Genomic DNA, 18844 nt, shown 5'->3' on the forward strand with positions numbered 1-18844 from the left:
ACAACCGTTCTGGTGCTTAGTCTTTAACCTCGTTATAGGCAACAATAATTTTTTGCACGAGAGAATGGCGGACAACATCTTGTTCATCAAAATGAATAAAGCCGATTTCTTCGATACCGTGCAAAATGCGCTCCGCCTCGACCAGACCCGACGATTTGCCGCGCGGCAGGTCAATCTGCGTCACGTCGCCGGTTATGACCATCTTCGAGCCGAAACCGAGACGCGTGAGAAACATTTTCATTTGCTCCGGAGTCGTATTTTGCGCTTCGTCGAGGATGATGAACGAATCGTCCAGCGTACGGCCGCGCATATAAGCCAGAGGGGCGATTTCAATCAAGCCCCGCTCCAACGACTTGGCAACCTGTTCGGCGCCCAAAACGTCGTTAAGAGCATCATACAATGGGCGCAAATAAGGGTCAACTTTTTCCTGAAGGTCGCCGGGAAGAAATCCCAGACTTTCACCGGCTTCGACGGCGGGACGGGTCAGCACGATGCGTTTGACCTGCCCTTCCTTCAGCGCGCTAACGGCCAGGACGACAGCCAAATACGTTTTGCCCGTGCCCGCCGGTCCGATTCCGAATACGATGTCTTTCTTTTTAATCGTCGAGACATACTGCCGTTGTCCGATCGTTTTGACCCGAATCGGTTTGCCGCGGTGCGTCGTCGTAATTTCTCTTTTGAACAGATCGAGCAGTTGATCCGCTTTCAATTGCTTCGCGAGTTCCACCGCATACAGCACATCGCGTTCCGTCAAAACGTAGTTGTTGCGGATAAGCTCGATCAAAACCTCAAAAAGCTGCTGAAGCGAGTTCACTTCGGCAGCAGCCCCTTGAATCGTTATTTCCGCTTCGCGCGTATAAATTTGCGCTTCGATTTCCCTTTCGATCAGATGCAGGAACTTGTCCTGGGGTCCGAATAAAGCTAATCCTTCAGCAGGATTTTTCAAAGATACTTTCACCGTTTGCGCGTTTTCTACCAACAGGCCTCATTCTCCTTGTGTGACAATTGGACTCTCTTCGGTTATGTTTTCTTCTACTTCAAAATGCACTTCCATATAAACTTTACCACTCTCTGTTTTCTCATGCAAAATTTTTTCGCCCGCAATGCGCGAATCGCTGCCGGCTGAGGCCAGCAGCTTGGCTCTCGCCTGCTCCAAACCGCTCTTTTTGGCGTCCGCCGCTTCAATCGGCTCCTGCACGTTCTGCACTTCCATCACCTTCTCGCGAAGCCAGCCGACGGGCAGCGTGTACTTGCCAAGCTGGATCGACTTGCGTTCCGGTATCGTTTCAAAGCTGCCGTACGGCGGCTTTCCGTAGCCCGTAAGCTGCAGCGCCCTCGTGCCGAAAACGAGATAACGGCGGACGACCGACTCGCCCGTGTACGCTTTATAGCTTTTCGTCAAAGGAGCTTCGATTTGCGAAGTGTACCACACGAGCCCCTTGACTTTGCCGCTTGCGACAACAACTTTGCTGTTCGTATCGTCGCCGATGATGCCGGAAATAAGCACGTCCCCTTTGCGCACGTACGTATTCGGCTTCACCATCGGCCGGCCTTTTTCCGTATAAATTTCGGTAATCAGAGCGCTCTTGGACGCTACCAGATGGCGCGGATTCATAAGCGGCCCCTTATCCGGGACCGTCGCTTCAACGACTTTGATCACAACGTGAATACCGCGGATTTCGACACCGACCCAGGCGGCTTTCGGCAGCATTCCCTGAATTTCGCGGGCCAGTTCTTCCGACTCCTTCAATCTGAACTTCCATTGGAATTGGTAAATGCCTTGTTTGGAAGCCGCTTGCAAAATATCCGCCTTGGGAATGCGCTCGTTGCCCTCCACGCTCACCTGCCAGACGAGAGAGGTCAGCGCGTACAAACCGATGAAAAAGCCGATCATGCCGCCGATAAACAGCTTCCGCGCCCCCAGTTTGTCCATAAAAAAAGGAAGCCCAAATCTTTGCAGCACATGAACCCGGCAGCCTGTCTGCTTTAAAAGCGGCCGCAAGCCGAAAAAATCTTTGATCGTGATGCACATCTCCAGCTTGTCCCCGCTTGCGGGCTTAATATCCCATATGGAGAACCCTTTCTCCATCATGGGATTGATCAGCTTTTCACAATCCTTGCCTCGCAGCTCTATGCGGACATAACCCCGGACCCGGGCAATGAACATCGATTGCTTCATAACGAACAGCCCCCCATTTAATCGCCTGCAACACAACTAAGGAATATATTTCACATCGTCGATGAGACCTTCGATAAACATCTCTTCGGATAAAATCGCGCGGATGACAAGCTGCTTGCCGTATACTTCAAGCTTTCCTTTGGTAAGCTCCAGTTTCAATATTTCGCTGGAAAAATGAAGCACGCCCCGGTGATTCTCCACATAAAGCTGTACGTTGCCGATCATCGTGATGCGAGGCAAATCCTGTACCACGTCCTGGGGAAGATCGAGGATTTTGGCCGTTAACTGGTTCCATTTGTGAGTCAAGCGACGCATAGCTTGGCAGTACCCCCTCTGTACGGATGATGATGACGGGTCAGGAGCGTGTAAACTTCTACCAAAGTATGCGGAATGCATCCGTTTTATGAGAAAAACCGTACGCGAAGCCGGAAGAAGGACATCCCGCCTCGAAAATGTTGGCGTGTTCGGTACAGGCCGCTAGGCGCTCCAAGGCGCGGGCGGGGGTGGCGACGACGCAGTCGCAAGGCGCATGGGCGCGGGCGGGGGTGGCGACAGCGCAGACGCAAGGCACAAGGGCGCGGGCGATGAGGCGACGGCGCAGTCGCAAGGCGCAAGGACGAGGACGATGGAGGCGACGGCGCAGTCGCAAGGCGCAAGAGCGCGGGCGGGAGAGGGCGGGCGGAGGCATGCAGCACAACAATTGTAAAGTATGGCTGCCCAGTAACTCCCACGTCAGCGCTGGTCACACAATTTGCCTGATTGAGCAAAAAAACCTGCGAAAGTACAGTTTTTTGCTCGTCAGTACGTTGACAACGAAAAATTCCTGCAATTGTGCAGGCTTTTCGCTGCGAACATGGGTTCAGGTTCACTTTCGCGGAAAATTCCTGCACTTTCGCAGGTTTTTCGCCAAAATGAACCTTTTTCCCGAAAAAAACCTGCACTTTTGCAGGCTTTCTCCCAGCCAAGCCGACGTGTGCCTCCACTTCAACACCACAACTCGTATAGGAAAGGTGCGGCCCACTCCAACATCGAAACTCATGCAGGAAAGGTGTAGATTGGGGAAATAACGGCTGCCGCCCCTTCGACCTCTAACCCGCTACTTTATCAACACCCTGACTTGTGCAGGTTTCCTCACGCTAACAGGAATGCGTCCCTCCAATGTACGTTTTTCTCATCAGTCTGAAGTGTGAAGCAATTTTCGGCCACACACCGGGCTTAGAATCGTTTGAGTCGGGAACAATCGCAGGCTTTTCCTTCAAACCGGCCGCTTGCACATGGCAAAGCGGCACAGAAAAACCGCCCTTCCCCTGGATTGGGGGAAGGGCGGTCGCACAAAGCCGTTATCTGCGATACGGCTTTTTGGCTCTGGGTGGGCCGAGTATTTCGGCCCACACCACGCCTTGGAGCAGCTGCTGCCGGCTCGGCTGCTCCGTGAGGAGGCCGGCAGGCTCTGCCGCTGCCGGCTCCTGTACAGCCTCTGAGCCGCCCTCAGAGGCACCGAAGGGAGATGCCTTCCCGCGCTCAGCGGAAGGCACGGAGGAGGCAGCGGCGGCCCTGGCGGAGCCGCTGTCCGTGCGCCGTCCTTCTTCGGTTGGCGCCGAAGAAGGGCGCGCGGCGGCGGGAGGCTGCGCGCCGCCGAACGAGGGCATCCTCGGCGTGCGGTCGCTTCCTTTCGCGGCCTGCCGCTGTTTTTTGCCAAGCTGATACAGCACGGTCAGCGCAATGACGATCAAGTACCAGTTTTGAATCAGGAACGTAATCAACTTCTGCATGGGAAAGGTTCCTCCTATTCCCTCTCGTTTTTGCCGCCGTCGCTCAGTTTGCCGAGCGAGGAGCGCATCTGCGTGTCAGCATCGATGTTCTTCAAATTCATGTAGTCCATGACGCCCAATTGACCGCTGCGCAGCGCTTCGGCCATGGCAAGCGGCACCTGGGACTCCGATTCGACAACTTTCGCGCGCATCTCGATCACCCGCGCTTTCATCTCCTGCTCTGCGGCAACAGCCATAGCGCGCCGCTCTTCCGCTTTCGCCTGGGCGATACGCTTGTCGGCCTCCGCTTGCTCCGTTTGCAGATGCGCGCCGATATTTTTGCCCACATCCACGTCCGCGATGTCGATCGAAAGAATTTCGAACGCCGTTCCGGCATCAAGCCCTTTTCCCAGCACGGTCCGGGAAATCATGTCGGGGTTTTCCAAAACGTCCTTATGGGAATCGCTGCTGCCTACAGTCGTAACGATCCCTTCGCCGACACGCGCAATAATCGTTTCTTCGCCCGCGCCCCCGACCAGCCGGTCGATATTCGCGCGAACCGTTACGCGTGCGATAACTTTCACTTCGATCCCGTTTTTGGCGACGGCCGAAACGGTAGGCGTTTCAATAACGCGCGGGTTAACGCTCATTTGCACGGCCATCAAAACGTCGCGCCCGGCAAGATCGATCGCCGCCGCGCGTTCGAATTCCAGATGAATATTGGCGCGGTGCGCGGCAATGAGCGCATTGACGACGCGGTCGACGTTGCCCCCGGCCAAAAAGTGGCTTTCCAACTGATTGATGCTCAAATTCATCCCGGCTTTAGTCGCCTTGATCATCGGATTTACGATCCGGCTCGGAATGACGCGCCGCAAGCGCATCGCTATCAACGTGATGATGCTGATTCTGACGCCCGAGGCCAGCGCGGATATCCACAGCATCACCGGCACAACGCTCAGTAGTACGGACAGCGCAATAATGATAATGGCTGCCACCAGCAGCAAATACAAACCCGGTTCCAAAGTCATGAAGTACCTCCCTCAAAAGTTAAGTGGATTGTTCCTTTACTACAACGCGCGTTCCTTCGACCTGAATGACGACAATCTGCTTTCCGCTTTGAATAAAGCTGCCGCCGGTCACAACATCGATCCGTTCGCCCCCGATCAGCGCGGTCCCTGCGGGCCTAAGAGGCGTTATCGCTTCGCCGACTGCGCCCAATAGATGCGCCTTGTCGGGACTTGCGGAAAAGCCTTTGTCAGCGGTCAACTGCTCCCGCAAAATAAAACGGTTCCATACGCCGCGGTGCTTAAAATATTTGACGGCAAAAGCGATCACGGCGATAGATAGCAAAAATGCGATGCCGAGCGTCAGCGCGGCTTCCTTGGGATCCGATGAAGCCATCATGACCCCGCCGAACAAACATATCGCGCCCAGCACGCCGAGTATTCCAAAACTGGGGACTACCAACTCAAGGATGAGCAGTAAAATCCCGATCCCAAAGACGGCCAAATCGCCGAAGCCCGCAACCCCCGCCAAATAATAACCGAGGAAATACAAGCCGAACCCGGCCGCGCCGGCGGCAGCCAACAGCCCGCTGCTGAAAAAAAGCAACTCAAGCGCAATACCTACTATTCCGACCAGCAGCAGCACGGTAGCCGTAACCGGATGGGTCAGAAAGGCAGACAAATGGTCCGCAAGCATCGTCAATCACCCCCTTTCCTGAAAGCTATCTGCATGGCACCATTCATATGTACGTTTGAACGCACAAACTGTTTCACACAAAAATGAAAAGACCGGAAAGATTTACCTCTTTCCGGTCTTGTTGTTCATCTTTAATTACACTAATAACTGTTGGACCAGCTGATTGATAAGTTTACCGTCAGCGCGTCCTTTTACCTGCGGCATCAATGCCCCCATTACTTTGCCCATATCCGCTTTGGAAGAAGCACCAACTTGTTGGATGGTCTGCTGTACAATGGCTTTTACTTCTTCCTCGGTAAGCTGTTGCGGCATGTACTCGGTAAGGATGGCCAGTTCTGCTTGCAGGCTTTCGGCCAGATCGTCTCTGCCCGCTTTTTCAAATTCTTGGAGGGAATCCCTGCGCTGCTTGATCTCACGAGCTAGAACGTCAAGCACTTCATTATCATCTAAGGTTCTCTTCAAGTCTATCTCGGAATTCTTGATAGTAGAACGAACCATACGGATTACGGAGAGTTTGAACTTGTCCTGACTCTTCATCGCTGACTTCATATCTTCGTTCAATCGTTCGCTTAAGCTCATTGACTGAATTGCCTCCTAGAACTTTCTCTTACGAGCAGCCTCTGACTTCTTCTTGCGCTTGACGCTAGGCTTTTCATAATGTTTGCGTTTTTTAACCTCTGCTAGAACGCCATCTTTAGCGATGGAACGCTTAAAGCGACGAAGTGCAGCATCTATAGTTTCGTTCTTGCGAACTCGAGTTTCTGACACCAGTTTTCCCTCCCTCCGAACAGACCGTCCAAGATAAAGCGGTTCATCAAACTACATTATATGTTATCGGGAATTAGGTGTCAATCGGAATCCTTCCATTGGTATCAAGACCTTAATTCGCCACGCCCAGCGGAGCCAATTTCGCCCCTGCAAGAAGATGATAATGAAGATGGAACACGACTTGTCCCGCATTAGGCCCGCAATTGTTCACGAGGCGATAGCCGGATTCGGCGACGCCAAGCTGCTTGGCGATGTGCTGGGCCGCCTTGTGAACGAGCCCGATCACTTCCCAATCCTCCTCGCCCGCATCGTTCAGCGAAGCAAAATGCTTTTTCGGGATGATCAGCACATGGACCGGAGCCGCAGGCTGAATGTCATGAAACGCGACGACCCGGTCGTCTTCGTAAACTTTTTTGGAAGGTATGGAGCCTTCGACAATTTTACAAAAAATACAATCGCTCATTCTTCGGCTTCTCCTCTGCTTTCAATTGAATAACGGTTACTCTAATCTTAACGAAAAAAAACAAAAAAATCCAATTCCCGGAGACGATTCGGCGAATTTACCGGTCGATCCAAGCCTGGGCAAGGTCGACGGCTGTTTTAAACCTGGCTCTGCCGTGGTTGATCAGGCCCTGCCGCGCTTTCTCATATTCCCCTTCGAGCATCCAGGCGGCGTTTTGTTCCTTGATTTGGTGAAAAGCGTCCCAGGCCTCCTCCAACTGCCGGAGCATATCCCGTTCGCCCGGTTCGCCTGCCAGACCGGCCAGCTGCGCCCAGCAAGCGCGAAGCTCCGCTTCCAACACCTGCTTTTCATCGTGCCATTCCCGGATCCGCTCCCGGTCCTGCGATTCAATCATGGAAACCATGATCGCCCGGATGCCGACCGCTTTGTCCATCCACGCATCGATAGAACGACTCAAAGGCATCTCCAAGTCCGAGTGAGGAAGCTTGAATTGCGACACGGCCGAGCGGAGCGACAAGCTGCTGCGCCTCACCGTGCGGAGATTTTCGTTCATCGCCGCGATGCTGCGCTGTTGAACTTCGGCGGAAGCCATCACCTCCTCGCTGCCCGCCGCAACTTGCTCGAACATCGCGGACGTGCGATGAACCGCGTCGGAAATCGCAATCGTGCTGCTCGTCGCGGTCAGCAGCGAGCTGTCGACGGATCGAATGCCGCCGCACAGACCGTCCAAAAACGTCAGCACGCTGCCGTACCTTTGCAGCCCGCTTTCCATCACGGCAGCGCCGGAATCGGCCGTATCCGCCATCCCGCTCACGGATGAAGCCAATGCCTGCGCGGAGGCGGATACGGTTTGTATATGCTCCCCGATGTGGGCCGTTGCCTGCTTCGATTGAACCGCCAGCCTGGATATCTCCTGTGCGACGACCGCGAACCCCCGCCCATTCTCGCCCGCCCGGGCCGCTTCGATGTTCGCGTTAAGCGCCAGAAGCTGGGTTTGACCCGAGATGTCCTCGACCATCTTCGTTATTTCGGCAATTTGGGCCAGGGCCGCGCTCAACCGGTCCATTTCCCGGTGAAGCTGCTTGCTGTCCGCCGTCATGCGCCTCATTTGATCCGCCGCCGCGGCAATTTCGCTTTTTCCAAGCACAAGCTCTTGGGCAATTTGCGCCGAAGACGAGACCACTTCGTTATTTTCGCTGCGAATCCGCTCCAGCATGGACTGGACATCCGTCATTCGGGCCGCCGCGTCCTGGATATGCTCCGACGAATCCTGGATGCCCATCGTAATTTCGCGAATCGTATGCGTCACGCCGTCTACCTGGCCGGCAATGGAATCGGAGGCAACGCGGATCTCTTCCACTTGCCCGTGAAGCTGCAGCGAAGATCTGTCGACAATGCGGATAAGCGATTTCAAGCCTTGGGCCGTTTGCTGCACCATATCGGTAAAAACCGTCTTCCGCGGAGCAGGCTCGGTATGCAAAATCGTTAAATCACCGGCGGCCAAACGGCCCAACAGATCTTTCGTTTGCTGCTTCGAGGAATGAAAAGAAAGAATTTTCATAAGAACCCGCCCCTTTTTATGTTAGATTTATGTTCATTATAAACAAAAAGCTCGAAATATGTAATATTATATGACATATTTGACATGGAAATTTGAGATAGAGTCCTGTTTTGGGGAGGGTTTCCGTTGAATCTAACATGTATGTAACGTTAGAAATGAAAGTATGCTCGGACATCACATTTATGCAGGCGGGAACCCATTTTTTTATCCGTAGTAGACTAACAGTCTAATTAAGCATATAATACTGCATATAGGTCATTGAAACGGAAGTGATCAGTTGAGTCAGTTCATGAGAGCCACGACTCGCAAAAAACGGGATACGATGATGGAAGTCGCCTTGTCCATGTTTATGGAAAAAGGCTATGAACACGTGTCGGTCGACGATATTATCGAAGCAACCGGCACCTCCAAAGGTACTTTTTACCATTACTTCAAAAGCAAGGACGCCATTATTTCCGCGATTTACAACAAGCAGACCGAACTGATCCGGGAATGGGTCAAACAGCCGCCGTCCAAAGTGCAATCGCTTGAAGGACATATCAACCGGCTATTTTTAGACTTGGCGTCCAATATTAACCACAGTCCCAGGCTAATCCGCAGCTTGCAAGCTTTATCGCTGCAAAACGAGGCAATGAAGACGGAAGAGCAGCAATACTTGCGCATACTATCCGAAAGCTTGCAGCATTGGCTGCCCGAAACGCGAAAAGCGGAATTGCTCATTTGCGCTTTTACGGGAACGATGCTGAACTGGTGCAGTCAAGATGACGCGGACCTTTTATCCATGATGAAAAACAACCTGGCCCTGCTGTGGGCGGGCCTTCGTACTGAAGCGCCTTTTGCCCCGCTGCGGTTGGAACCAGTCTCTAAGGAGGATACGAAAATGAAAGTAGCCATCATCGGCGGAGGCTTGGCGGGTTTGACCGCGGCCGCTTATTTGTCCGAAAACCCGCATATCGAAGGAGTCCTGTTTGAGCGCAGTCCGCAGCTCGGAGGCCGGGCGTTTACTTATGAAAAAGCAGGGTTCACCCTGAACTACGGCGCACATGCCATCTACGGCATCGACCGTCACAAGCTGACCGTTATGGAAAGAGAGTTGGGACTTTCCTTCAGCTCCAAGCAGGTTGACAAGCGCAAAGTCGTCTACGCCAAGCATGACCGGCTGACCCCCGCTCCGCTGGATTTTGTGAACATTCTCAAAACCGACCTGCTCAGCACGATGCAAAAAGTGAGCTTCGTCGGCGAGATCGCGGCGATCATCGCCAACATCCACAACCTGAAAAACTACGAGACATTAGGCGATTATTTGGCCGAATCCAATGCCGACGAAGATGTGAAAGAGCTTTGGGAGCATCTCGTCTGCTCCAACTTTTTCATCGCCCCGGAAGATGCACGCAAAGTATCCGGCTCGGTGATCAGCGAGTATTATCACAATCTGTTTTTATCCAGCAAGCCTGTGAACTACGTGCTCGGAAGCTGGGCCGTCATCACCAATCAGCTTAAGCAAAAGCTGCAAAGCTCCGGCCGCTATGAAATCGCGATTCAGGAGGGCGTGGACAGCATCCGGTACGCCGACAAAAAGTTCGTGCTGCAGACGAAAAACCGCGAGCAAGCTTTCGACAAAGTGATTTTTGCCATGCCTGTCCAGCAAGTCGTCAAGCTGCTTAAAGGCACCGCCTGGGAACCGTTCCTCGCACCTTATGAAGCGAACACGGCAACGGAAGTTATGGTATACGATATCGGGCTTACCCACGTCGTCGCCAGACCGTTCAGCTACATCAGCGATATGGACAACAAGCTGTTCATCAGCGACGTTTCGGCTACGGACCACACCCTTGTTCCGGAAGGCGGCCAACTGCTGCAAGGCATCGCCTATCTGAGCGATCAATTCGATACCGAAGAAGAGCGCAAAGCGTATCTGGATCAAAAAACAAAACAGATGGAAGCCCTGTTCGACAAGCATTATCCCGGATGGCGCGATGCGACCGCGGTCAAGCGCGTTTCCAAAAAAGCGATGGTATCCAGCGTGAAGAACATCGCCTCGAACAGTCTTTTGCCGACACGCGTGGAAAATGTGCCGTTTTATTTTTGCGGAGACGGCTGCACGGGCAAAGGCGAGCTTGCCGAACGCGCTTTTTCCAGCGCACGCACCGTCTCTTTGTCCATTGTAGAAGAAGTGAACCAATCGCTTGTGAACGCATAAGGGCGGGCGCTTGTCAGCCCGCAAAACCGGCCGGCGGGTCACCTCCCGGTGGCCCTGCCTTTCCCAAAGCCTGCAATTGTGCAGGCTTTTTTGATGGAGGGCACAGGGCAGCTTGGGCAGGGAAAGCCTGCAAAAGTGCAGGCTTTTTCACGAAAGTAGCTCATTTTGGCGAAAAGCCTGCGATTGTGCAGGAATTTTCCGTGAAAATGAATCTTAGCCCCTGTTTGCGGCGAAAAGCCTGCACAATTGCAGGAATTTTTCGTCCCCAGCGTATCCGGCGAGCAAAAACTGTACTTTTGCAGGTTTTCTCCGTGCAGCTAAGTATGCAGCCAGATCCAAAACGGTAGATTAGCAGTAAGCCATACAAACTATCGAACGAACAACTACAATTTAAGACTTGACACTGCACTAGTGCAGAGCAATGCTTTATCGAGGAGTATGCCGTCCGTTTGATGCGAGGACATCAACCTACTGTCTCATGTCCGGCTTTTTCCGGCATATTTTCGCAGACAAACAAGAAGAAAACCGTCTCTTAAGCAGATCCATCTGCTTCCGGGACGGTTTTTGCTTTTATTCGGATGTATCGATCTGGAACTTCACGATCGAGTATCCCAACAGCGTATCCAGCGAGGTTAAAGTGACTGTTTTGACTTCACGCGGCGCGAGGTTCTCCGCTTTTCCCCGGGCGACTCCGACCCGCTTTCCGTTGGCGTCGAAGAAAGATGCGGTAAACTCGGCTTTTTTCACCTGCACCGCTCGGTCGTTCCGCAGCTCCGCATGGACTTCCCATTCGTCGGCTGACTTTTTTACGCTCACTTCGTAGAAGCTTAGCTGGTCGGCCGCGTACTCGCCGTCGTTAACCGCGCTGAGAGACTTGTCGGAAACGTAAATAGAACGCGTTTTATCGTCCCATGTTACGTCCTTGCCCAGCAGTTCGGCGACAGCGCGCAGGGGAAGATAGCTCGATCCGTCAACAATTTGGAGGTCCGCATTTGCCAGCTTACCGTTCACATAAAGCTTGATATCGGTTGCGGCATATACGCCGGCCGAAAAAGCGAGAAGCAAAACCGACGACAGCAATAGCACTTTTTTCATATCTCACAGCATCCCTTCGGCATATAGAATCGTTCTGCTTATGTTTTCTACACGCCAAAAGGAAAAACCTTCCATCCACTCTGAAAATCGAATACCCGCTACTTCGAGATCCCCGATTGCATATAGTAATACTGCATGATAGCCAAATCAAGTTTGACGCTCAATTGATACACTTCAGAGTCTAAAAAACCGCTGCCCGCAGCAGCAGCATGAAGCCGACTTCGCAAATCTTCGATTATTTGTTCCAAAACAATCAGGTTTGGCGCCGTATTCATGTCTTAGCCCTCCTTAGATGTTTTCTTTACAAGCGCTTTTTTCAAGGAGTTGCTGCTATCGTCACCGTTCTTCGGATACCGTCCCAAGTAACTTGTCCACCAAAAACTTCTCCGACAAATCTCACCGGCGCCAGAGTATAGCCATTCACCAACCGGGCCGGTTCATCGAGCTCATAGGCTTGTCCGCCCACAAACGCCGTCTTTTGGCCCAAAGTGAGCCGCAAGTCCATATTCCCTTTGCGCGCCTTCACCGTGCGTGCGGAGGCGTCATAATCGACAACCGCCCCCATCGCTTCAAAAACCGCCCGCAGCGGAGCCATGGTCGAACCGTTCAAAATGACAGGAGGCTGCTCAAACCGCTGTTCCCGGCCGTCTATGTCCACCGAAACCCGCGAGGACAAAGCGAAGGACCGATCTGCAGCCAAATTTCCTCCCCGATCGTACACCCTCAGTTCCAAAACGGACCCCTCCGGCACTTCCCCTGCTTTCAGTTCAAGCTCGAAAGGCAGGCCGGTTTGCACCGCAACGGTTTTGCCGTTTAATACGTATTCGACTTTGCCGATGCAGACCGCGGGTATTTTAATAAAAGGAACGATTCTCGTTTGCTTGGCAAAAGCGGTACGTTCGGAGCCGGCTTGCCGGTAACCCGCGCCGTCAGCCGGTTTCGCGCCAACCTCTACTTTCGACAAAAGATAAGGATTTTCGATCAGCTTGCTGTAATAACTCCGAATGTCCGCCGAATCGCTTAGGAGATAATCGTTGGCGGCATTTTTCATTTGCTGGTCGACATTAAAATAAGTGATCGCTTTGAGCCTTGGATATTTGTACGGCATAATCTCGTAAAGCCGCTGCAAATTCAGCTTCGCCCACTCGGTGAAATCTTCCTGCGCCGAATGCGAGTAATGCGGGACGCCCGTCTCGCTCAGCATAAGCGGCTTGCGTGCCGAGTAGGTATCGTACAAACGCGTCAACCGCTCCACATGGCTGGTTGCCGTCATCGGCGGCAGCGCCGGGTTCCCGTTTTCATAAGGCTCGATGTATAGACTGACGCCCACCCAATCGACGTAATCGTCGCCCGGATAATAAGAATCGATATCGTTCGCAGGGACGTCTCCGGGGCTCCAGACCATCGCAACATTCGGCGCCTCCTCGGCAAAGACATCGTGCAGCATGCGGAATTTCTCGATATACAGCACGGGATCGCCGTGCCACTTCACCCATGCGCCGTTCATTTCGCCGGCAAAACGCAAAAAAATCGGTATGCCCGCCGACTTCGCCGCCCTGGCCCACTGCCGCAAATATTCCCCATCTGCAACCGGGTCCAGACCGTCGTCCGGTTCCCAGGCGATTTGCAAAGCTGCTCCGGCTTCTTTGGCCCTTCGGGCGTACATTCCGGGGAAGCTTTGCCCCCAATGGGCATAGGCAAGAAAAATAGCATGCTTCCTGCCGTACACGTCCTCCGCCTTCGCAAAATAATTCCCGACCTCCGGATCCTGTTCCGAATACAGGCCGATGTAAGCGCCGTATGCAGGCTCGAATTTGGCGAGCTTTCCGCTGAGGGGAGCTGCAGCTTGCTGCTGCGCCTGCGGATCGTTGTCCTTCATGTAAAGCTCCACGGTCGTTCGCAGCTGTTCGGCCCTCTGGAGCTTCACCGCACCCCAGTCCTTGCCGGCTTTGACCCAATAATCGTTTTCCAATTCGTAGTAATAAATCGCCTGCTCGTAATCTCCGGCCGCATCGTAATAAGCGTCCAGCTTGCCGCAAAAAAGAGCGGCATTTTCCCACTCGCCTCTGCCCGCGTAGTGATCGGCCAAAAACTTCCAATGCGGAACCACATCGGCTTTATTTCCTTGCGAGGCAAGAGCTTCCGCCATTTGCCAATGGTCCCAGACGATATCGGCATGCGCCCGTTGGGGAGCTTCGACAGCGCCGAAGAGGAGCAGCGCGCAGATAAAGGCATTCAACCGCAAATGCTTTCGTCGTTTTCGAATTCGCATCGTCGATGTCCGCCCTTCCCTTCCATAGAATGGAAGATTTCCATGTCGCTATTATATACCAAAATGAATGTTTGCGCCGATACAATTTGTATTCCACCTAAGCCAATCAGACTGCGAGGCAACAAAAAGCAGCCGGGGCGCACTGCGCTGTCCGGCTGCCGGATATAGACCCTCACAGATGGAGAGGGCTTCGATTCACTTCAAAACCTGGGAACATCTAAGCCTAGAGTTCCTCCATTACGACGCGGCTGCCGCGTCCGGACGGCTCGGCCGGATGAACGATCAGCTTCCGCGGCAGCCGGGCTCTCAGTTCCGGCACATGGCTGATGACCCCGACGGACAGGCTGTCCATATGCAGCTTCTCGAGCGCTCCGATCACCATGTCGAGCAGCTCCTGGTCGAGCGTTCCGAAACCCTCGTCGAGGAAGAAAAATTCCAGCGGGTATTCCCCCTTGAGCTGGATTTGCGCCGACAGCGCGAGCGCCAGCGCCAGCGAAGTCAAAAACGTTTCTCCGCCGGACAAAGTGCTGACCGGCCGCTTGACGCCGCCGTTGGCGTCGTCGCGGATGACGAAGCCGCCCCCGGAGTCGACCTCGATCGCATAGCGCCTGCGGGTCAACTGCCCCAGCCGCTCCGAAGCCGCGCGGCTGACCTGCATCAGCTGCTCTTCGGCCAAATACTCGACGAAGGCGTTCGCCTTCAGCACGGCTTGCAGCTTGCCAAGCCGCTCCAGCAGCGCGGCCAGCTCCACGCGGCGCGCTTCGAGCTCGCGCCACCGCGCATGCCGCGCGGCGAGCTCCTCGGCGCCCTGCGCCGCCTTGGCGAGCGCCGTCAGCGCAGCCTCGACCCCGGCTTTCGCGGCGCTCAGCTCCGCCTGCGCCTGCTCCCACTCGGCCGCGCTCAGCCCGCGGCCCTGCAGCTTCGCTGCCAGCTGCGCCAGCGCTACGCGCAGCGCCTGCTCGCGCTCGCGGTGCGCGGCGGCGAGCGCAGCCCATTCGCGGCGCTGCTCAGGCGCGAGCGCCGCAACTGCGGCGGCTTCCCGCGAAGCGAAGCCGCTGTCCGCGAGCGCCGCGCCCAGCGCGCGCTCAGCCTGCGCCAGCTGCCGCGCCGCGGCCGCAGCGGCTTCGGCGGCGGCGCTGTGGCGCTGCGCCGCCTGCTGCTGCGCGGCGAGCGCGTCCGCGTGCGCGATCCTGGTCTGCTGCGCGCGCAGCCGCAACCGCTCCAGCGCGGCGCTCGCCTCCGCGATGAGCTGCGGCACGGCGCCGCCGGGCGCGCGCTGGGCGAGCTGCCGCTCCTTGTCGGCGGCGAGCTGCGCCAGCCCCTGCAGCCGCTCGCGCAGCTGCAGGGCGGTTTTGTCGAACTCCAGCGCGTCCTGCTGGAGTTCGTTCATGCGCGCGAGCAGCCCGTCGAGAAACGGGATGCTCTTCTCGATGCGGCCGCGCAGCTCGTCCGCGAGCCGTTCCTTCTCCAGCAGCTCCTCGAGCTGCCGGTCGACGTGCTCCCAGGCAAGCTCGGCGAAGCGCGATCGCCAAGCGTCTGCGTGCTGCTGCAGTATATGCACCGCCGCAGCCAGTTTGCTCTCAGCCTCGCTCAGTGCAGCCGAGGCCGCCTGCTGCTGCGCTTCCATCTGCGCCTGCTGCAGCTCCAACTGCTGCAGCTCTTTTTGCACATTTACCCAGCCGCGCTCCAGCCCTTCGATTTGCTGCTGAACAGACGCTTCCGAAGCGTGCAGCGCACTCCAAAGCCCATCGATAGCTTCCGGGCCCATCTGCGGCCGCTCGTCCGCCGCAGTCAGCGCGGGAGCGGCCTCCAGCCGCGCCGCTTCCCCGGAATCCGGCAGCACCCGCTCACTATATTCAAGCACTTGCGTATGTATTGCCGAAACCCGCTGCAGCCGCTGTCTGTTCGCGAACTGCATTTCCTTCGTCTGCTGCAGCATGTTCTGCAGCCTGTTGAATGCTTCCTCACCGCTTCCGGCATCATCCGCATGCGCAGCGTCCAGCGGCGCCGGATGATGCGTCGAGCCGCAGACGGGACACGCTTCTCCGTCCGCAAGCTGGCCGGCCAATTGGGCCGCCAACGCCTGACGCTCCCGGCGCAGCCATGCCAGCCTGCACCGCTCCGCTTCAGCGGACAGCAGAGGCGCGAGGCTGCTCAGCCGCTCCTCATCCTGCTGAACGCAGCTAATGGTTGCGGCTGCCGATTCCAACAAATCGAGCAGTCTATCCGCTGCCGTCCGGCGCTTCGCCGACAAATCCAGGCTGCTTTGCTCCAACGATTTCAAAGCAGCGGCTTTTAGCTCCCGCTCCTTCTCCTGCCCGAGCTTTTGCGCCTCCAGCATTTCGATCGATTTCTTTTCGTGGGCGGCGGTTTGCAGCTGCTGCCTGACCGATACGCTCGTCTCCGTGCGCTTCAGCTGCTCTTTGAGCTCCGCCTGTTTCTGGAGCGCCCGCTCTTTCGTTTCGGCATTTTTGTGCAGTTCCGTCTGAATGCCGCGGTACTGCTCCAAAGCCGCAGCCTCGCCTGCGGCCGCTTCCCGCTGCTGCGCCTGCAGCTGCTCAAGCTCCTGCTGCAAAACGAGCGCTTGCTGAAGCTGATCCAAACGCAGCAGCAAAGGACCTTCGCTTGCGGCAAGCTCCTGCTGCGCCTGTTCGAACGCCTCTTCGGCCAGCCGGAACGTCCCGTCCGCGGCTAATTGCGCGGATTGCGCCTGCTGAAGCTGAGCAGCCGTTGCTTGAACTTCCCCGGAAGCAGCGCCATGCTGCTCCAAAAAAGGGCGAACGCGTTCGGCCTGCTCAGCCTGCCGGAGCAGTGTCTCTTTTTCCGCTATGCGGGCCTCGTCCTGCTGCAGCCGGGCGGCTTCTTGCTCCAGCTTTTTTTGTTCCTCCTGCCACTGAAACAACTGCTTGCACTCTTCGTATATGGCTTCCTGCCGCTGCAAAAGCAATTTGCCCCGCTCGGCCTCCTGCTCCGCCTCCCGCAGCCGGGACTCGGCTTCCGCCAGCGCCTGCTCCGACGCCTCGCCAAGCCCCTGCTGCTCGGCCGCAAGCTGTTTGACCGAGACGTCCGTTTCCTTCAGTCTGGAACTCACTTTTCCGCTCAACTGATCGCCGTACTGCTCCAAATGAAACAGCCGCTGCAGCATCTGCCTGCGGTCCTTGCCCGTGAGCGTCAAAAACTCCGCGAACTTGCCCTGCGGGAGCACGACTGCTCTCGTGAAATCCTGCATCGACAGCCCCAAAATGGCCTGCACCCGCTGATTGACTTCACCGGCTTTATCCGCCAGAACGATCGTTTCATCGCCATTCATTTGCAGCAGCCGGCTGACCGTCCCGTTGATCGACAGCTCCGAGCCGCGCTTGAATTGCCGCTCCACTTTGTAGCGCTGCGTCCCCGCAGCGTTCGTCAGCTCAAACGTGAACGAGACGAAAAGCGTCTGCTCCGCATGATTCATGATCGCTTGCGTGCCTCCGCTCGCCCGTTCGACTTTTCCGTACAGCGACAGTGTAATCGCGTCGAGAATCGACGATTTGCCGCTGCCTGTCGGGCCGAATATGCCGAACACACCGGCGTCGCACAGCCGGCTGAAATCGATCGTTTGCAGCTCCCTGTAGCTTTGCAGCCCGGACATTTGCAATTGTATCGGTCGCATAAATCATTTCCTCCTATGCGCGCTTAAGCGGATTCTTCCGCCGAATCGGTTTCCTGCAGCAGCTCCAAAAACAGCCTGACCAGCTCAGGCTCCGGCTGCGCGCCGCCGGTTTGCCGGGCATAGAACCGGGCAAACTGTTCTTCCATCGAAAGGGCGTCCTGCGGAACAGACGCTCTGGCGGTTTCGATTTCCGGATAGATCGGGCGAATGTGGATGAAACCGTCGCACGCTTTGCGCAGCGACTGAATTTGCTCCATGGACATCGCTTCCGTCATCGTAATTTCCAGGTCGATCCAGGCCCCGGCATCCCGGCCTTCGTCCAACCACTCATACACCTGCCGGATGCCCTGCTTCGCTTTCCAGCCGACGAGCGGCCGCCCGGAGATCAAATAAATTTCCTGCGGCTCGGCCGCCTGTCCCGGAGCCAGGTCCAGCACAGTGACCGATTTGGCTTGACCCGCTTCCGAGAAGCTGTACGCCATCGGCGAGCCGCAGTAGCGGATCGGCGATGCGGCCTTCACATTTTGCGGGCGGTGAAGATGGCCTAACGCGACGTACTGCGCGCCCGCCGTCAATGCGGCCGTATCGACGGTATATGCGCCGCCGACCTGGATCGGACGCTCCGATTCCGTCTCCTGTCCGCCCAGCACGTACACGTGGCTCATGATCAAATTGACCGTATCCGGCGCAAACGACGCCGCTTGCCGGCGGATTAAAGCGCCGACCCGTTCCGAATATTTGCTGCGCAGCGCTTCCTCCTCCGCCTCAAACGATAGCATCTCTTTAAGCCTGGATTCGGAAGGGTAAGGGAGCATGACCAGCTTGGCCAGCTCGCCGGTGCGGGCAATGCCGACTGTTTGAATGTCCGGCACGGGCAGACCGACCAGCGTTATGGACTGCTTGGCCGCAAGCGGAGCGGAAGCCGCCAGACGGTCCGGGTGGTCGTGATTGCCGGCAATGACCGCCACATGCCGCGCTCCTCCGTCAGCAAGCCTGGCGATTCCTTCATAAAACAGCTGCTCCGCTGCGGCCGGCGGATTGACGGAATCGTATATATCGCCGGCCACCAGCACCAGATCGATCTGCTGATCGCGCACGATCCGCACCAGCTCGTCCATAAAAGCTTCCTGCTCCTCCATGCGGCTGCGGCCTTCCAGCGTCCTGCCGAAATGCCAATCTCCGGTATGCAAAATACGCATCAT

The 18844-nt window shown here is 55.8% G+C and carries 16 protein-coding genes; 1 reads left to right on the forward strand and 15 read right to left on the reverse strand.

Features of this window, described 5'->3' with window-relative positions; genetic code table 11:
- Positions 1–16: 16 nt before the first annotated feature.
- The 10 genes from AC3G2T_RS11325 to AC3G2T_RS11370 form a co-directional block, all read right to left on the reverse strand.
- The gene (locus AC3G2T_RS11325; RefSeq protein ID WP_474684498.1) at positions 17–979 is read right to left on the reverse strand and encodes a PhoH family protein; all 963 of its coding nucleotides are present in this window, start codon (positions 977–979) and stop codon (positions 17–19) included.
- Positions 980–985: 6 nt separating this feature from the next.
- Positions 986–2179 carry a sporulation protein YqfD gene (gene yqfD / locus AC3G2T_RS11330; RefSeq protein WP_474684499.1) on the reverse strand — a complete coding sequence of 398 codons (1194 nt, stop codon included), beginning with the start codon at positions 2177–2179 and terminating at the stop codon, positions 986–988.
- A gap of 36 nt (positions 2180–2215) precedes the next feature.
- Entirely contained in the window at positions 2216–2494 is a 279-nt protein-coding gene (gene yqfC / locus AC3G2T_RS11335) for a sporulation protein YqfC (RefSeq protein ID WP_474684500.1), read from the reverse strand.
- A gap of 1025 nt (positions 2495–3519) precedes the next feature.
- On the reverse strand, positions 3520–3951 hold the full coding sequence (locus tag AC3G2T_RS11340) for a hypothetical protein (RefSeq protein ID WP_488435502.1): 432 nt from the start codon (positions 3949–3951) through the stop codon (positions 3520–3522).
- 14 nt (positions 3952–3965) lie between these two features.
- Positions 3966–4958 carry a flotillin-like protein FloA gene (gene floA, locus AC3G2T_RS11345; RefSeq protein WP_488435503.1) on the reverse strand — a complete coding sequence of 331 codons (993 nt, stop codon included), beginning with the start codon at positions 4956–4958 and terminating at the stop codon, positions 3966–3968.
- Positions 4959–4977: 19 nt separating this feature from the next.
- Complete coding sequence (locus AC3G2T_RS11350) at positions 4978–5631, reverse strand: NfeD family protein (protein WP_488435504.1); 654 nt, start codon at positions 5629–5631, stop codon at positions 4978–4980.
- Between the two features lie 135 nt (positions 5632–5766).
- Positions 5767–6210 (reverse strand): GatB/YqeY domain-containing protein, encoded by a 444-nt coding sequence (locus AC3G2T_RS11355; protein ID WP_474684505.1) that lies wholly within the window; start codon positions 6208–6210, stop codon positions 5767–5769.
- A 15-nt stretch (positions 6211–6225) separates the two neighbouring features.
- Complete coding sequence (gene rpsU / locus AC3G2T_RS11360; RefSeq protein ID WP_010491812.1) at positions 6226–6399, reverse strand: 30S ribosomal protein S21; 174 nt, start codon at positions 6397–6399, stop codon at positions 6226–6228.
- 112 nt (positions 6400–6511) lie between these two features.
- On the reverse strand, positions 6512–6862 hold the full coding sequence (locus AC3G2T_RS11365; protein ID WP_474684506.1) for a histidine triad nucleotide-binding protein: 351 nt from the start codon (positions 6860–6862) through the stop codon (positions 6512–6514).
- A 97-nt stretch (positions 6863–6959) separates the two neighbouring features.
- Positions 6960–8423, reverse strand: a complete 1464-nt coding sequence (locus AC3G2T_RS11370) for a methyl-accepting chemotaxis protein (RefSeq protein ID WP_488435505.1) — start codon at positions 8421–8423, stop codon at positions 6960–6962.
- Positions 8424–8712: 289 nt separating this feature from the next.
- On the opposite strand from AC3G2T_RS11370, the gene AC3G2T_RS11375 reads away from it, so the two are divergent.
- Positions 8713–10623 (forward strand): FAD-dependent oxidoreductase, encoded by a 1911-nt coding sequence (locus tag AC3G2T_RS11375; protein ID WP_474684508.1) that lies wholly within the window; start codon positions 8713–8715, stop codon positions 10621–10623.
- Positions 10624–11193: 570 nt separating this feature from the next.
- On the opposite strand, the gene AC3G2T_RS11380 is transcribed toward AC3G2T_RS11375, so the two are convergent.
- The 5 genes from AC3G2T_RS11380 to AC3G2T_RS11400 all read right to left on the reverse strand — a co-directional run bounded on the left by AC3G2T_RS11380 (position 11194) and on the right by AC3G2T_RS11400 (position 18841).
- Positions 11194–11718 carry a stalk domain-containing protein gene (locus AC3G2T_RS11380; RefSeq protein WP_488435506.1) on the reverse strand — a complete coding sequence of 175 codons (525 nt, stop codon included), beginning with the start codon at positions 11716–11718 and terminating at the stop codon, positions 11194–11196.
- 98 nt (positions 11719–11816) lie between these two features.
- Positions 11817–11993 (reverse strand): aspartyl-phosphate phosphatase Spo0E family protein, encoded by a 177-nt coding sequence (locus AC3G2T_RS11385; protein WP_474684510.1) that lies wholly within the window; start codon positions 11991–11993, stop codon positions 11817–11819.
- Between the two features lie 41 nt (positions 11994–12034).
- Positions 12035–13990, reverse strand: coding sequence for a stalk domain-containing protein (locus AC3G2T_RS11390; RefSeq protein ID WP_488435507.1), 1956 nt, complete (start codon positions 13988–13990; stop codon positions 12035–12037).
- A gap of 223 nt (positions 13991–14213) precedes the next feature.
- Positions 14214–17642 (reverse strand): AAA family ATPase, encoded by a 3429-nt coding sequence (locus tag AC3G2T_RS11395; RefSeq protein ID WP_488435508.1) that lies wholly within the window; start codon positions 17640–17642, stop codon positions 14214–14216.
- Between the two features lie 23 nt (positions 17643–17665).
- Positions 17666–18841, reverse strand: coding sequence for an exonuclease SbcCD subunit D (locus AC3G2T_RS11400; RefSeq protein WP_488435562.1), 1176 nt, complete (start codon positions 18839–18841; stop codon positions 17666–17668).
- Positions 18842–18844: the final 3 nt, after the last annotated feature.

It is taken from the genome of Paenibacillus sp. sgz302191 (genome assembly GCF_057749925.1).

What these genes read in the sequence shown, in the direction of transcription:
- yqfD (WP_474684499.1), bottom strand. Translation starts at nt 2,179, where the DNA reads ATGAAGCAATCGATGTTCATTGCCCGGGTCCGGGGTTATGTCCGCATA.
- yqfC (WP_474684500.1), bottom strand. Translation starts at nt 2,494, where the DNA reads ATGCGTCGCTTGACTCACAAATGGAACCAGTTAACGGCCAAAATCCTC.
- AC3G2T_RS11340 (WP_488435502.1), bottom strand. Translation starts at nt 3,951, where the DNA reads ATGCAGAAGTTGATTACGTTCCTGATTCAAAACTGGTACTTGATCGTC.
- floA (WP_488435503.1), bottom strand. Translation starts at nt 4,958, where the DNA reads ATGACTTTGGAACCGGGTTTGTATTTGCTGCTGGTGGCAGCCATTATC.
- AC3G2T_RS11350 (WP_488435504.1), bottom strand. Translation starts at nt 5,631, where the DNA reads ATGCTTGCGGACCATTTGTCTGCCTTTCTGACCCATCCGGTTACGGCT.
- AC3G2T_RS11355 (WP_474684505.1), bottom strand. Translation starts at nt 6,210, where the DNA reads ATGAGCTTAAGCGAACGATTGAACGAAGATATGAAGTCAGCGATGAAG.
- AC3G2T_RS11365 (WP_474684506.1), bottom strand. Translation starts at nt 6,862, where the DNA reads ATGAGCGATTGTATTTTTTGTAAAATTGTCGAAGGCTCCATACCTTCC.
- AC3G2T_RS11370 (WP_488435505.1), bottom strand. Translation starts at nt 8,423, where the DNA reads ATGAAAATTCTTTCTTTTCATTCCTCGAAGCAGCAAACGAAAGATCTG.
- AC3G2T_RS11375 (WP_474684508.1), top strand. Translation starts at nt 8,713, where the DNA reads ATGAGAGCCACGACTCGCAAAAAACGGGATACGATGATGGAAGTCGCC.
- AC3G2T_RS11380 (WP_488435506.1), bottom strand. Translation starts at nt 11,718, where the DNA reads ATGAAAAAAGTGCTATTGCTGTCGTCGGTTTTGCTTCTCGCTTTTTCG.
- AC3G2T_RS11385 (WP_474684510.1), bottom strand. Translation starts at nt 11,993, where the DNA reads ATGAATACGGCGCCAAACCTGATTGTTTTGGAACAAATAATCGAAGAT.
- AC3G2T_RS11390 (WP_488435507.1), bottom strand. Translation starts at nt 13,990, where the DNA reads ATGCGAATTCGAAAACGACGAAAGCATTTGCGGTTGAATGCCTTTATC.
- AC3G2T_RS11395 (WP_488435508.1), bottom strand. Translation starts at nt 17,642, where the DNA reads ATGCGACCGATACAATTGCAAATGTCCGGGCTGCAAAGCTACAGGGAG.
- AC3G2T_RS11400 (WP_488435562.1), bottom strand. Translation starts at nt 18,841, where the DNA reads ATGCGTATTTTGCATACCGGAGATTGGCATTTCGGCAGGACGCTGGAA.